We start from the raw sequence: 14601 nt of genomic DNA on the forward strand, positions 1-14601 counted from the left end.
GCGGCTTCGCCCCCTCCGACAGCGAAGAGAACGACGCGTCTGGGGAGCCCTGCGTCAAGACAAGGAAGAAAGGACCGGCACCTCCAAGGCGTCGTCGTCGAGATCGTAGTGGACCACCTCCCCCTCGACCCGCGGCGGCAACCCCTCCACCATAGGCACGAAGCGCACAGGGAAGAGGGTTTCGGTCTGGATGTGGGTGGCGTAGCGCCGCACCCTCACAACGTGTTGCAGCCCGTCTTCTTCGCCAACGGGCAGCACCATCAAGCCGCCCACCGCCAGATGCTCGACCAGGGTGCGGGGGATGTCGGGGGCGGCGGCCGTGACCAAGATGCGCTCGAACGGCGCTTGTTCCGGCCAGCCGCGATACCCGTCGCCCTCGCGCGCAACGACGTTGCGAATACCAAGGCGGGCGAGTCGGTCCTGGGCCTCGGCCAGCAAGGGACCGTGGCGCTCCACCGTGTAGACCCGCCGGCACAGGCGCGCCAACACCGCCGTCTGATAGCCCGAGCCGGTGCCGATCTCCAAAACCTTGTGCCGATCGGTCAAGGCCAGGGCCTGAGTCATCAAGCCCACCACCAAGGGCTGGCTGATGGTTTGACCGCAGCCGATGGGCAGGGCCGCGTTTTCAAAGGCGCGGTTGGCAAAAGGCTGTGGCACGAACAATTCGCGGGGGACACGCTCAAGAGCCGAGAGCACATGGGTGTTGAACACCCTCGAAAGCCGAGCCTTTTCTCAATCACTTATACTTGGCCATAAGAACTTCAAAGGTATCGAACGAGTCGATATTCTTTTCGTCTTACTCAAGATGAGCGGTTGAGGAAGATCTCTCTTCCGACAGCCCCGGTCCCCCGAGAGCCGCCCGCCCATCTCTTTCGATCGCGTTTTCTTTTACAATGTCAAACAGCAGACCGGCGAACCGGCAATATTGACTAACCACTTAGTTTCGACTACCGTCACATCGTCCGATGCTTCGTTCGTCGTCACCAAGGCGGCGGTTTTTACTAGCACCGCCCCACCGTGTCAACCGCTTTTTTTCAGGACTGCCACACCGGCTGAAGCCAACGAAGCGACCCGGGCGGTCAACCCGGAAGGCAAGGAAACTACTCCCCGCCCCGTTCCAGCGTCAAGGCCTTTTTCCCGGATCCGTTTAGCTGTTGTTTCCAAAAGGAAAAAAGCCGCTACACCACCCGAGGAGCCTGCCCCCGAAACCCCTCGGCGCCGTTGCCAGCGCGTCGGGAGGGCGGGTTATAGAGATCCAACGCCGACCATGCAAGCCCAAAAAGAGGCCGCACCCTGTCTTGCCTTTCCCTTTTCCCTCCCACGAAAGCATCGGCATGCCCGACCAGCCCCCCAACGACCTCCCTCGCTATCGCCTTCTTACTGGCAAAGACGACGCCACCTTCTGCCGTCGTGTCTCCGAAGCTCTGGCCCTCGGATACCGCCTTTACGGATCCCCTGCGGCAACGTTCAACGGACAGGACGTTATCGTTGCCCAGGCCGTCTTGTGGCCAGATGAAGCCCACCCCTCGTGACCCATCAAATAGACCGAGGGGTCTGGGGAGGCCGCGCCTCCCCAGCCTTGCCTTTCCCGAAGATTAAGGCCGGGGAGGCGCGGCCTCCCCAGACCCCTCGATCCCTTGGGGCTTGTTCAAACCGCCTGAAGGCGCAAAACCGTATCGCAGACCGCAGCAAGAACCGCGCTGTCGTGACTGACGATCAAGACCCCCATCCCCCGCTCCTCCACCAACTCCGACAACAGGCGCAAGGTCTCGGCCTGTGTCACCGGGTCGAGGCGTGAGGTGGGCTCATCGGCGAACAGGAAAACCGGATCGAGCAACAAGGCCCGCAGCAGCGCCACCCGCTGAAGCTCGCCGCCCGAGATTTGCCCCGGCAGGCGCTCCAGCAGATCGGGACGCAGCCGGAGGCGGTCCATCAGCGGCGGCACGGCGGCCGGATCCAGACGATGGCGGGCGATGAGATCGGCCAGCCCCCGACCCAAAACCAAGCGCGCGGGAAACGCCGCCGGCGGGTCTTGCCAGATCTTTTGAAAGCGCAAGGGGGCCACGGCCGGATCGCGCCACAAGGTCCCGGTAAACGGCAGAAGCCCCAGCAAGGCATTGCCCAGGCTGGACTTGCCGCAGCCCGAGGGGCCGGCCACACCGATGATCTGGCCGCGCGCCAAAGTGAGATCTACGGGTTGGAACAGTGCCCGGCCGCCACGCGCCACGCCAAGCCCCGTAGCGCGCAGGAAGGGCTCCCCGGGATCGGTCGGCGCGGCCCGCCGGGGCCAGTGGGCCGGATCGGCGGCGATCAGGGCTTGGGTGTAGGGGTGCTGGGGGGTTTCSAGCACCGTTGCGGCGGGGCCACGCTCGACAATCTGGCCCTTGTGCATGACCAGGATCTCACCGCCCAAGCCTTCGGCGAGGGCAAGGTCATGGGTCACGGTCAACAGGCTGCCCCCGCTGGTGAGGCCTTGCTGCAAGAGCGCCCGCACATCATCGCAGCGGTCGGCATCGAGGCCTTTGGTTGGCTCGTCGGCCACGGTGATGGTGGCGCCGCCGGCCCGGGCGGCGGCGAAGGCGAGCCGCTGGGCCATGCCGCCCGAGAGCTGCCAGGGCCATTTGTGCCCGGCCCCGGCGAGTCCCATGGTGTGCAAGTCGGCATCCGCCCGCGCGGCGGCGTCGGGCCGACCGGCCACCAGGGCGTGAACCTCGGCCACCTGCGGTGCGGCGCGCATCAGGGGATTGAGGGCCAGCCAGGGCTCCTGGGGCAAGACAGCAATGCGCCGCCCCCACAGCCGGCGACTGCCCCGGGGCTGGGCGGGATCGAAAGGCTCCGCCCCGACGTGCAGCCGACCGGAGGCCCGCAGGCCGGTGGGCAAGGTGCCGAGCAGGGCCCGAGTCAGAAGGGTCTTGCCCGCCCCACTCTCCCCCAACACCGTGACCGCCTGCCCCGCCGCCAAGGTAAAGGATACCGGCTCGACCAAGGTGTGGTCACCGTGGTGCACTGTGATGTCCTGGGCGATGAGCGCGCTCATGACCGACCTCCGGCGATGAGGTTCAAGGACAGCAGCAGGGTGAAACAGGCGAGCACCGGTTGCAGCAGGGCAAACGGGGCCTCGCGCCAACTGGGCAGAAGCTCGACCATCATCAGGCCCAATTCCGGCGTGGGGGCGCGCATGCCAACACTGACAAAGCCGAGGGCGGCAATGGCGGCAATGGCGTTGGCGACCCGAAGGCCATGGTGGTTCGCAACATGGGGCCAATTTCGGGCCACAGGATGCGCCGGAAGATCCAGCCCAGGCCAAAGCCCTGAAGGCGAGCGGCCTCGACGGCGGGGCTGGCAACGAGGCTTCGGGTGGCGGAGCGGGTGAGGCGGAAGAACTCAATCCACTGCACCAGCGCCAGACCGGCCCAGAAGGACAAGGCGGTGGCGGGTAGAATCACCCCCATCATCAAGACCATGAGCAGGGCCGGCAATGCCAGAACGCTGTCGGCCACCAAGGAGAGGGCCCGGTCCACCCAGCCGCCGCGCCAACTGGCAAGAACGCCCAGGGCGATGCCCAGCACCGCCGCACTGGCCGTGGCGCCCAAGGCGATGCCCAGGGACAGGCGCAAGGCGTGGGCCAGCCGGGCGAACAACGAGCGGCCCAGGTGATCGTAGCCGAAGGGGGCAGCGGCGTCGGGACCGGACAAGGCCTTCATCAGGCTCTGCTTGAACGGGCCCAGGGCATCGACCAGCGGCGCGACCAGGGCGAAGGCCAGGAGCAGCAGCAGCAGGGCCCAGCCCAGGCGGGAGGAAGAGAGGGTCATTTACACCTCCCGGGGATCGAGGCGACGGGCGATCAGATCGACCCCCGTGTTGAGCAGAACAAACCCCAGCCCCATCACCAGGGCGGTTCCCTGCACCATGGGCACATCGCGATGGAACACGGCATGGATCAGGGCGTGACCGATGCCCGGCCAGCCGAAAATGGTTTCGACCACCACAACGCCTTCCGCCAAGGTAATGAACTGCATGCCCACGAAGGTCAGCACAGGCACGCCGATGTTGCGCAGCCCATGGCGCCAGAGCACCTGGGCCTCGCTCAGACCCTTGGTCCGCGCGAAGGCATAGAAGGGGCTTTGCGCCACCCGAGCCATGGCATCGCGAGTCAGGCGCGCCGAGCCGGCTGCCAAGCCCAAGGCCAGGGTCAGGGCCGGCAGCACGTAATGGGCGGGGGCCCCATGCCCGGCGGCCGGCAACACCTGGAGATGAACGGCAAACAGCACGATCAGCACAAGGCCGAGGAAGAACTGCGGCAGGGCCCTAAAACCAGCGGCGACCACCAGCAAGGCCCGATCAAAAATCCCCCCGGGATGCAGACCGGCCCACAGGCCAAGCGGCGGCCCGATGACCAGGGACAGGGCCAGGGCCACCCCGGCCAGTTCCAGGCTAGCGCCCAACTGGTGGGCAATCTCGGACCAGACCGTTTCGCCCGACACCAAGGAGCGCCCCAGATCCAGACGGACCAGATCGCCGATCCAGCGCAGAAACTGAATCACCGGCCCCGCATCGAGGGCCAGGGCGGCGCGCACGGCATCGGCGGCCTCGACGCTAACCAGATCGTACCCATGGCGAGCCGCCGCAATGCGGAAGGCCGCGTCGCCGGGCATGGCCTGCATCATCAAAAACGACAACACCCCGACCACCAGGGCGACGCCCGCCGCTTGCCCCAAGCGAAAGGCGATGGCGTGGAGCACGCTCTTCATCGGACAAGATCCGCCGTCTTAAGGCCAAAGGTCCGCTCATACGGATCGGCAACGATCCCGGTAGCCGAGCGGGAGACGGCCAGGGTCAATTGATACCAAGCGATCGGCAGCACCGGCAGCTCGGCTTGGAAGATCGCGGCCACCTGCGCCTTGTCGTGATCGGAGCCGCCCTCCGCCGCCATCTTGCCCACCAGCGCGGTCAACGCAGGGGACGACCAGCCCATCGCTCCCCAGTCCCCGGTCGGGGCGTAATCTTGCATCAAGGTGCCAACCGGATCGGGGACCAGGGCAAAATTGCGGGCAAACACGGCGAGTTGGAGGGTGCCCGCCGCGTGCCGGGCCGGGATCTCCGAGGCGTTGGTCGCGTTAATGGTCACGTCGATGCCGACCTCGCGCAACAACTGCTCCAGCACAGCGGCGGCCAGGGGCAGCTCGGGGCGATCGGGGAAGGTCAGCAGATCAACGGCAAAGCGCTGCCCGTTGTTTTGCAAGATGCCATCGGGCCCCGGGGTCCAGCCGGCGGCGGCAAAGGCGGCGCGGGCGGCCTCGGGGTCGTAGCTCAGGGGCGCGAGGCTTGGATCATGCCAGCCGGCCAGGGCGGGGGGAAACGATCTGGGTGGCCGCCGCCGGATAGCGCAACACACCTTGCGCCAAACCGGCACGGTCGATGGCCAGCGACAGGGCGCGGCGCTCCTCGGCGGTGTCGAAAAACGGCAAGGCGGCGTTCATCTTCAAGATCAGGATGCGCGGCAGGGCGACCGATTCCACCCGGACCCGCTCGACCTGACGCAGCCGCGAGACCGAGGCCGGATCGAGGGCGACCGCCAGATCCGCATCCCCACTTTCGGCCATCAAGGCCCGGGTCTCGGCCCGGGATGCCGCCTGATAGCGCACCTGAGCCAGCTTGGCCGCGCCCCCCCAATAGGCGTCGAAACGCGCGGCCTCCAACTTGCCCGGCGGCTCCAGGGTCGTGACCTTGAACGCCCCGGTGCCGATCACCGCCTTCACCGTCCCCTCCGGGGCATAGGCCGCCGGGGCATAGATCAAGCTGCGGTATTCGGCGAGAAAGGCGGGCAGCGAGGAAAAGGGGGCGGAGAGGGTGACAACAACATCCTCGGCCTCTGCCTTGATCGCGGTGATCGGGGCCTTGGCCAGTAGCCCGCCCTTGCTGCGGGCCAGGGACAGGGCCTTGACGGCGGCCTCGGCGCTCAAGGGGGTGCCGTCGTGGAAGAGAACCCCCGGGCGGATGTGGAAGCGCCAGACCAGACGGTCCTCGCTCACGCTCCAGCGATCGGCGAGCCCCGGGATCAGGTGCCCCGAGGAATCGGCGCCGACCAGCGTTTCCGCTACATCCATTTTCAGGAAAATATCGCCCGAAAGCACGGGGTCGGCGGCCTTGATCTCAAAGGGCCCCACAACGTCAAAAACCGCCTGATCGGCCAAAACCGGTCCGGTGGCGAGGGTCGTCAAAAGGGTAAAAAGGGAAAATCGCCTGAACAACGCCGACCTCCAGTCCATCTTTTCATCAAGGGGGATGGGAAAGGAGGGACGGTACGGCGGAGGAAGGCCCTTCTCAACCTCAATAGTTGCGGTAGGTCTATTTTTTGTTGCACAAAGTTTGCTGTTCTTGTTGGCAGAACTTTGCAAGCCCGCCAGAGGAAAAAAGGAAGGCTGGGGAGGCGAGGCCTCCCCAGCCCCCTCGGATCCTGAGGGAAAAAGCGCCGACCTCAGATCATGCCGAGCAGGCGGGGCAGGAGCAGGGAAATCTCCGGGATGTAGGTGATGAGCACCAGGAAGACCAAGGCGGTGGCCAGCCAGGGCATGGCGGCTTTGGTGACGCTGGTTAGGCCCAGGCGGGAGATGGCCGAGGCAACATAGAGGTTGAGGCCGACCGGGGGGGTGCACAGGCCGATTTCCATGTTAACCACCAGCATGATGCCGAAGTGGACAGGATCGACGCCCAGCTTGACCGCGACCGGATAAAGAATAGGCGCCATGATCAAGACGATGGCCGAGGGCTCCATCACCATGCCGATCATCAACAGCATGACGTTGACCATCAACAAGAAGCCGATCTTGCCCATGCCAAGATGGACAATCCAGTCCGACAGCGCCTGGGGGATCTGCTCCGAGGTCAGGATGAAGGCGAACATCACCGCGTTGGTGATGATGTAGAGCAGCATGGCCGACATACCGGCCGAGGACAGCAGGACCCGGGGCACCTCGCGCAGGCTGATATCCTTATAGACCCACACGGCGATCACGAACGCATAGACGGCACTGACGGCGGCAGCCTCGGTCGGGGTGAAGATGCCGCCATAAATCCCGCCCATGATGATGACGATCAGCAGCAGCCCCCACACGCTCTCCTTGAAGGCCTTCCAACGCTCCCGCCACGAGGCGCGCGGCAGTCGGGGGTAGCCATGACGCCAAGCGCGCCATGTGGTGGTGGCGCCCAGCAAGGTCGCCAGCATCAAGCCGGGGATGACGCCGGCCATGAACAAGGTGCCGATGGAGGCCGACATCACCGGCTGGCCCTCGGGGCCGGTCACCACCATGCCCGAAGTCGCCACAGCATACATCACCATGACGATCGAGGGCGGGATCAAGATGCCCAGCCCCCCAGCGGTGGCCACGGTGCCCACGCCAAACTGGGCGGGATAGCCATGGCGGACCATGGCCGGGATCAGGATCGAGCCCACGGCCATGACGGTGGCCGGCGACGAGCCCGAGATGGCGGCGAACAAGGCGCAGGCCAGCACGGCGGCCAAGCCCATGCCGCCGTACCAGTGGCCGACCATCGCCGAGGCAAAGCGGATCATGCGCCGGGCAACACCGCCGTGGGTGAGGAAGTTACCGGCCAGAATGAAGAACGGGATCGCCATGATCTCGAACTTCTCAATGCCGGTAAACAACTTAAGAGAGATCGACTCCAACGGAATGTTGGTGAAGCCGAAGAGGAAAGTGAAAACCGTGAGCCCGAGCGCAATGGAAACCGGCATGCCCGTCACGAGCAGCAGGGCCAGAAGGGCGAAGATGATGAAGACCGTCACGCGTGGCCTCCTTCGGCCAGATCCTTCGCCTCGTCATCGAGGCCATCGACCGTGCTGTGATCGTGGTGAGCGATGTAGCCGGTGGTGAAGTAACGCCAGAACGCCTGGATGAAGCGAAAGCACATCAAGGCCGACCCCAGCGGTACCGCGAGGTAGATCAGCCACATCGGCATTTCGAGATCGGGCGAGAGCTGGCCGCCCAGACGCACGTTCCAGACAAACTCGGCGCTGATCACCAGCACCACTGCGGTGAACAGAATGCCCCCCGACATCGCCAGCAAGGTGAGGCGGCGGCGCGCGGCGCCGTGCAGGCGCTCAACGAGAATATCGACCCCCACATGGATGCCCTGGCGCACGCCATAGGCCGCGCCAAACTTGGCCATCCAGATGAACAGGTAGATGCAGGTCTCCTGAGCCCAGGTGAGTTTGAGGCTATTGATCGACCGAAACACCTCGCGAGCCGCGTTGGCCAGCCAGGGCAGATCGTGGGACCGGCCATAACCCACCAGATCGGAGGCCACGCCGAGGGAATACCGATGGAGAACGGCCACGAAGATGAGCACCACGGCGGCGGCCATGAGCACGGAAATCAGAGTTTCTTCGAGCCGATCGAGGATGCGCAGGATCATGGCCAACCTCGCGAGATGCGAACCTCGTCGCGTCCAACCACGATCCCCCCTCCCCTGAAGATCCAAGGGAGAAGGGCGTGGCGAACGGGCAAGGTCCGAAGGACCGTCGATGAGAAGCGGAAGGGAAGGACTTACTGGGTGCCGAGGGCGGCGTAGGCTTCCTTGATCAGGTCGGCGCCGATGCGACCGGCCATCTGGTCATGCACGGGCCGCAGGGCCTTGACCCACTGGGCGCGCTCGTCGGCGTTCAGCTCGTAAAACTCGGTCTTGCCGGCCGCCTTCATGGCCGCGAGCGAGCTTTCGTTTTCTTCCTTGGCGATGGAGTTGGCATAGACCGTGGCTTCGGTCATGGCCTGCTCCAGCTTGCCCCGGATCGCCGGATCCAGGCCATCCCAGAACGCCTTGTTGACGATCACCGCATAGCCCAGGTAGCCGTGGTTGGAGACCGTGGCGTGCTTTTGCACTTCGTGCATCTTTTGGGTGAACATATTGGAGGGCGGGTTTTCGGTGCCGTCCACCACGCCGGTCTGCAAGGCCTGATAGACTTCCGAGAAGGCCATCACCTGGGGCACCGCGCCCAGGGCCTGCATCTGCGCTTCCAGGATCTTGGAAGACTGAATGCGCATCTTGAGGCCCAGGAAATCGTCGGGGGTATGCAGGGGGGAGTTGGCGGACATCACCTTGAAGCCGTTGTCCCAGTAGGCCAAGCCCTTGATGCCCTTGGGCTCCAGCCGGGCCAGGAGGCCCTTGCCGACCTCGCCGTCGGTGATCTTGCGCAGGTCGTCGTAGTCTTTCATCAGGTAGGGCAAGTCAAACAGCTCGAACTGCTGAACACCGAGCGGCCCAAACTTGGCCAGCGAGGGCGCCAGCATCTGCACCGCGCCGAGTTGGAGGGCTTCCATCTCCTCCTTGTCCTTGTAGAGCTGGGAGTTGGGGTAGATCTCAACCTTGACCGCCCCTGCGGTGTAGCTTTCCGCCAGTTCCTTGAACTTCTCGGCGCCCTTGCCCTTGGGGGTATTGGGGGCCACAACGTGGCTGAACTTGATCACAATCGGCTCGGCCAGGGCCGGCATCGTGGTCAGCACCGAGGCCGACAAGGCCAGAGTGGCAATGCCAGCCAACCGGGCAAAGGTACGGCGTGTCAGCATGAAAGTCCTCCACCGGTCCCCGCCCTCCTCCAGGCGGGTGATTGGGCGCCCTCGCGGGGCGGTTGGCGTTTTCTTGCCAGCGCTCCCCCCCTTCGCTATTGTGGCTTTCCACTACCGAGTGGCCGAAAAACCCCTCTCCAGGACACGCCCAGCAAGAAAGTGACCTCCCTGACCCTGGCACGCCCCCCTCTCACCCCCGGCCCCTGGACCCAGGAGGACCGTCCGCCGCGCGGTCCGCGTTTCGACCCCTTGTCCCTGGTGCCCTTGATCGCCATTGTCGCCCTGGTGGCCGGCGTGGGGGCCTTGGTGTGGGTGGTCAATCGGGGCGAGGAGGAACAGGCCCGGGTCAAGTTGGCCACGGATGCGCTTTGGGTCGAGCAAACGCTGCGCTTTCAACTGGGGATCCACGAGGACATGCTGGTGCGCCTCGCCCTGGAAGCCGCCGGCGGCGCCCCGGCTGCCACCCTCGATGCCCGCACCCGCCTGCACATCGCCAATAATCCAGAACTGTTGTCGGTGGCGTGGCACGACGCCACGGGCCGGCTACGCCGCGCCCTGCCCGGGGGACACACCCCTGGCGACCCCGCCCTGGCAGCCCTGTTGAGCGGACGGGCCGCGCAAACCAGCCGAATCGTGTACGGCGCGATTTCCGAGACCGGACTGGTGAGCCTCGGCCTGCCGCTCGGCGACGGGACCGGCTCCCTCATGGCCACCATGTCGCTGCCCTTGCTGCTGGAACGCCATATCCCCTGGTGGATCGCCGAGCAATACGGGGTGCGCCTGCTTGATGCCCGTGAGCGGGCCCTGGCCGAGCGCCAGCGCCTGAAACCGCCCCCTGGAGCCCCTTCGCACCTCATCAGCTTTGATCCCCCGCTGCACGGCACGGCCTTACGCATCACCGCCTATGTCACCCCCACCGGGTTTCGCGTGGTGTTGTTGCTGGGCACCATCGCCGCCCTGGCGGTGTTTGCCATCTTGGCCTTGTACGTGTTGTTTCGCACCGCCGAGCGGCGGCGCATGGCCGAGTTGCGGCTGCGCGGCGAGATCGCCTTTCGGCGGTCGATGGAGGAAAGCCTGACGGTGGGCCTGCGGGCCAAGGACCACGCCGGACGCATTCTTTATGTCAATGCCGCTTTTTGCAATCTGGTGGGGTGGAATGCCGAGGATTTGGTGGGCCGGATGGCGCCCATGCCCTATTGGGATCCCCAGCGCCTCGACGAAACCCAGACCCGCCAACGCCAACTGGCGGCCGGAGGGGCGGTCGGTCAGAGCTTTGAGACCCGGTTTCGCCACCGCGACGGCCATCTGATCGAGGTCCAGGTGTTCGAGGCGCCGCTGATCGACGCCCGAGGCACCCACCAGGGCTGGATGGGCTCGGTCATTGACATCACCGAGGCCAAGCGCGCCGCCCGCCGCGCCCGCGCCCAGGATGAGGCCCTCGCCCGCACCGGCCGCCTCGTCATGCTGGGCGAAATGGCTTCGACCCTGGCCCACGAACTCAACCAGCCGCTCTCGGCCATCGCCTCCTACGCCGCTGGCATGCTCAACCTGATGCACCACGGATCCGCCGACCCGGCCTTGCTCCAAGAGGTCACGGGAAAACTCGCCAAACAGGCGGGCCGGGCTGGCCAGATCATCCACCACATCCAGGATCTGGTCAAAAAACGCGAGCCCCGCTTCGCGCCTACCCGTCTGGACGACGTGGTGCTGGAAACCGTGGGCTTCCTGGCCGCCGATGCCCGCGAACACCGCATCCGCCTCTTGGCCACGGTCTCCCCTCTGCCCCCGGTCCACGCCGACCGCATTTTGCTGGAACAGGTCCTGATCAACTTGATTCGGAACGGCATGGAGGCCATGAGCGAGCGAAGGAGCGGCGATGCGGTGATCATCCGGCTGATGGCCGAGGACACCCAGGCGATCATCGAGGTCGCCGACCAGGGCAGCGGCATCCCGCCCGACATCGCCGAACGCCTGTTCGATGCCTTTGCCACCACCAAGCCCCAGGGCATGGGCATGGGGCTCAAGATTTGCCGAACCCTGGTGGAACTGCACCGAGGCCAGCTCTCTCACTACCCGGCCGAGGGCGGCGGCACGGTGTTTCGCGTCGCCCTTCCCTTCCCCGACATCCTGGATACAGCCCCCGGGAGCGCGGCATGAGTTCCGTTGTGCACATCGTTGATGACGAGGAGGTGATCCGGGACGCCCTGGCCTTCCTGCTGGCCTCGCGCGGGGTGCCGGCCCGGGGCTGGGCCTCGGGCGAGGCCTTCCTCGCCGCCCAGCCCCTGGAGGACTGCGCCTGCATTATCCTTGATGTGCGCATGGAGGACCTCTCCGGCCCCGAGGTGTTCGAGCGCTTGAAAGCCCAGGGCACCCCCCCCCCGGTGATTTTCCTCACCGGCCATGCCGACGTGCCCGTCGCGGTCCAGGCCCTCAAGGCCGGCGCTTTTGACTTTGTGGAAAAGCCTTTCAGCGACAACGACATCGTTGATCTGGCCCTCAAGGCCATCGCCGCCCGGGCCGCCGCCGCCGCCAAGGACGCCGCCCGCCGCGACCTGTGGGCCCGTCAGGCCACCTTGTCGGCGCGCGAGGTGGAGGTCATGCGCCTGATCTTGACCGGGGCCTTAAACAAGCAGATCGCCGATACCTTGGGCATTGCTATGCGCACGGTCGAGGTCCACCGCAGCCGGGTGCTGGCCAAGATGGGGGTGCGTAATGCGATTGAACTGGCGGCGTTGTTGGCTGCCGACGATAAGAGAGAAGGCTGGGGAGGCTAGCCTCCCCAGACCCCTCGTCTCGTTGGGAGAGAGCCGGGCTCGTCGCGCCCCATGAACCAGGGGTCTGGGGAGGCCCGCCTCCCCAGCCTTCCTTAAATCTGCCCCAAGGTCTTGATCCTCGCCTTGGGATGAATCTCATTCTGACTCATCACCACCGTGGACGGCCGGAAGCGCTCGACAATAGAGCGCACATAGGGCCGGACCATGGGGCTGGTCAGCAGCACCGGCGCCTCGCCCTTCATGGCAAAGCGCTCAAAGGTCTGACGCACCGCGACAATGAACTCCTGCAAGCGGCTCGGCGCCATGGACAACTGTCGCTCGTCGCCCGAGCCGATCAGGGACTCGGCAAAGGTCGCCTCCCAGGCCGGCGACAAGGTGACAAGCTGCACGATGCCATCGGGGTTCTTGATGTTGGCATCCGACAACTGCCGAGCGAGTCTGGTGCGGACGTGTTCGGTGATCATGGTGATGTTGCGCGTGGCGGCGCTGGCCTCGGCGATGCCTTCCAAAATGGTCGGCAAATCGCGGATGGAAACGCGCTCGGCCAGCAGGCTTTGCAAGATGCGCTGCACCCCGGAAAGGCTGATCTGGGCCGGGATGAGGTCGCCCACCAGCTTTTGCTGGTCTTTTTCCAGGTCGTTCAGGAGCTTTTGTGTCTCGGCATACGACAACAGGTCGGCCATGTGGTCCTTGACCATCTCGGTCAAGTGGGTGGTGATCACGGTGGGGGGATCGACCACCGTGTAGCCCCGGAACATCGCCTCCTCGCGGTTGGCGAGATCGACCCACACCGCCGGCAGGCCGAAGGTGGGCTCGTGGGTCTTTTCGCCGGGCAAGGTGATTTCCTGGCCGCGCGGATCCATGACCAGCAGCATGTTGGGCCGCAGGTCGCCGGCGCCGGCCTCCACCTCCTTGATGTAGATGCGGTAGGTGTTGGCGGCGAGTTGCATGTTATCCTGGATACGCACCGGCGGCATGATAAAGCCCATGTCGGCAGCCAGAGCGCGGCGCAGGGCCTTGATCTGCTCGGTCAGGCGCTGGTTCTGGGCGCTGTTGATGAGCGAAAGCAGGCCATAGCCCAACTCCAGGCGGACAAGGTCGATCTTGAGGGCGGTCGAGATCGGCTCCTCGGCCACCGGGGGCGGAGCCGCTGCCGCTTGCGCCTCTTCCGCCTTGCGCACGCTCACCCTTTCGTTGCGCCGGGACAACCACCACGCGGCGGTGCCGGTCATCACCGACAGCAGGGCAAAGGGCAGAAAAGGGGTCCCGGGCATCACGCCGAGCGCCGCCGCCAAGAAGGAACTCATGCCGAGCGCCTTGGGGTAGGCGGTAAACTGGTCCACCAGCGCCGTCTCGGCCGCCGTGGTCAGCCCTCCCTTGGACACCATCACGCCGGCAGCGACCGAGATGATCAGGGCGGGGATCTGGCTCACGAGGCCATCGCCCACGGTCAGCATGGTGTAGGTGTTGGCGGCATCTTGGAAATCCATGCCGTTTTGCACCATGCCGATGACAATGCCGCCGACGATGTTGATCAAGGTGATGATAATGCCGGCAATGGCATCGCCACGCACAAACTTGGAGGCACCGTCCATGGCGCCGAAGAAGTCGGCCTCCTTTTGCATGTCCTCGCGCCGGCGCCGGGCCTCGGCCTCGTCGATCAGGCCCGAGGACAGGTCAGCGTCGATGGCCATCTGCTTGCCGGGCATGGCGTCCAGGGTGAAGCGGGCCGTGACCTCGGCGATACGGGTGGCACCCTTGGTGATCACCATGAAGTTCACCAACACCAAGATGGCGAACACAATCACGCCGATCACGAAGTTGCCGCCCATGATGAAGCCGCCGAAGGCTTGAATGACGTGGCCGGCGGCATCGGTGCCCTGGTGGCCCTGAGACAGGATCAGGCGGGTCGAGGCGAGGTTGAGGGCTAGGCGCAGCAAGGTGGTGATGAGCAACACCATGGGGAAGGTGTTGAACTCCAGGGATTTGCGAATAAAAATCACCGTCATCAAGATCAGCACCGCCACCGTGAGCGACAGCGCCAGCATGATGTCAAGCAGCCACGGCGGCATGGGCAGGATCAACACGACCAAGATCATGACCAGCCCCAGGGGCAAGGCCACCTCGCCGCTGGTCAGGACCTGCATCAGTCGCCGCCCGAAGGCCCCGGCCCCACTCGCGTTGCCAGCCCCCGCARGGGGGGAAGCGGCCCGTGCCGCGCTCGTTTCCTCGGCCATGGTCGTTAT

13 protein-coding genes are annotated in these 14601 nt (G+C 65.3%); 3 read left to right on the top strand and 10 right to left on the bottom strand.

Annotated elements, in window-relative coordinates; all coding sequences use genetic code 11:
- Window positions 1–54 precede the first annotated feature (54 nt).
- A complete protein-coding gene (locus RSPPHO_RS12090) occupies window positions 55–711 on the bottom strand; it encodes a protein-L-isoaspartate(D-aspartate) O-methyltransferase (RefSeq protein ID WP_014415516.1) in 657 nt (218 codons plus the stop codon).
- 623 nt (window positions 712–1334) lie between these two features.
- Between RSPPHO_RS12090 and RSPPHO_RS12095 the strand changes: the two genes are divergently transcribed.
- Window positions 1335–1532, top strand: coding sequence for a DUF1737 domain-containing protein (locus RSPPHO_RS12095; RefSeq protein WP_041797333.1), 198 nt, complete (start codon window positions 1335–1337; stop codon window positions 1530–1532).
- A 116-nt stretch (window positions 1533–1648) separates the two neighbouring features.
- Here the strand turns inward: RSPPHO_RS12095 and RSPPHO_RS12100 are convergent, their stop codons facing one another.
- The 8 genes from RSPPHO_RS12100 to RSPPHO_RS12130 form a co-directional block, all read right to left on the bottom strand.
- Entirely contained in the window at window positions 1649–3037 is a 1389-nt protein-coding gene (locus tag RSPPHO_RS12100) for an ABC transporter ATP-binding protein (protein WP_041795333.1), read from the bottom strand.
- Between the two features lie 112 nt (window positions 3038–3149).
- Window positions 3150–3812, bottom strand: a complete 663-nt coding sequence (locus RSPPHO_RS12105; protein WP_014415519.1) for an ABC transporter permease — start codon at window positions 3810–3812, stop codon at window positions 3150–3152.
- Window positions 3813–4751: an ABC transporter permease gene (locus RSPPHO_RS12110; RefSeq protein ID WP_014415520.1), complete on the bottom strand. Its 939-nt coding sequence runs from the start codon at window positions 4749–4751 to the stop codon at window positions 3813–3815.
- Window positions 4748–5413 carry an ABC transporter substrate-binding protein gene (locus RSPPHO_RS20550; protein WP_014415521.1) on the bottom strand — a complete coding sequence of 222 codons (666 nt, stop codon included), beginning with the start codon at window positions 5411–5413 and terminating at the stop codon, window positions 4748–4750. Before RSPPHO_RS20550 ends, RSPPHO_RS12110 begins: the two co-directional genes overlap by 4 nt.
- A complete protein-coding gene (locus tag RSPPHO_RS20555) occupies window positions 5331–6251 on the bottom strand; it encodes an ABC transporter substrate-binding protein (protein WP_197535605.1) in 921 nt (306 codons plus the stop codon). The genes RSPPHO_RS20550 and RSPPHO_RS20555 overlap by 83 nt, the downstream gene beginning before the upstream one ends.
- A gap of 227 nt (window positions 6252–6478) precedes the next feature.
- Window positions 6479–7804, bottom strand: a complete 1326-nt coding sequence (locus tag RSPPHO_RS12120; protein WP_014415523.1) for a TRAP transporter large permease — start codon at window positions 7802–7804, stop codon at window positions 6479–6481.
- Window positions 7801–8433: a TRAP transporter small permease gene (locus RSPPHO_RS12125; protein ID WP_041795334.1), complete on the bottom strand. Its 633-nt coding sequence runs from the start codon at window positions 8431–8433 to the stop codon at window positions 7801–7803. Before RSPPHO_RS12125 ends, RSPPHO_RS12120 begins: the two co-directional genes overlap by 4 nt.
- A gap of 131 nt (window positions 8434–8564) precedes the next feature.
- The gene (locus RSPPHO_RS12130; protein WP_014415525.1) at window positions 8565–9581 is read right to left on the bottom strand and encodes a TRAP transporter substrate-binding protein; all 1017 of its coding nucleotides are present in this window, start codon (window positions 9579–9581) and stop codon (window positions 8565–8567) included.
- A gap of 159 nt (window positions 9582–9740) precedes the next feature.
- Here RSPPHO_RS12130 and RSPPHO_RS12135 point away from each other — a divergent pair, with 159 nt between their 5' ends.
- Together RSPPHO_RS12135 and RSPPHO_RS12140 are read left to right on the top strand one after the other, a co-directional pair.
- On the top strand, window positions 9741–11738 hold the full coding sequence (locus RSPPHO_RS12135; RefSeq protein WP_051013859.1) for a sensor histidine kinase: 1998 nt from the start codon (window positions 9741–9743) through the stop codon (window positions 11736–11738).
- Window positions 11735–12355 (top strand): response regulator transcription factor, encoded by a 621-nt coding sequence (locus RSPPHO_RS12140; RefSeq protein ID WP_041795336.1) that lies wholly within the window; start codon window positions 11735–11737, stop codon window positions 12353–12355. Before RSPPHO_RS12135 ends, RSPPHO_RS12140 begins: the two co-directional genes overlap by 4 nt.
- A gap of 92 nt (window positions 12356–12447) precedes the next feature.
- Here the strand turns inward: RSPPHO_RS12140 and flhA are convergent, their stop codons facing one another.
- The gene (flhA, locus tag RSPPHO_RS12145) at window positions 12448–14592 is read right to left on the bottom strand and encodes a flagellar biosynthesis protein FlhA (protein ID WP_014415528.1); all 2145 of its coding nucleotides are present in this window, start codon (window positions 14590–14592) and stop codon (window positions 12448–12450) included.
- Between the last annotated feature and the right edge of the window lie 9 nt (window positions 14593–14601).

The sequence above is a fragment of the Pararhodospirillum photometricum DSM 122 genome, from assembly GCF_000284415.1.
Classification (GTDB): Bacteria; Pseudomonadota; Alphaproteobacteria; order Rhodospirillales; family Rhodospirillaceae; genus Pararhodospirillum; species Pararhodospirillum photometricum.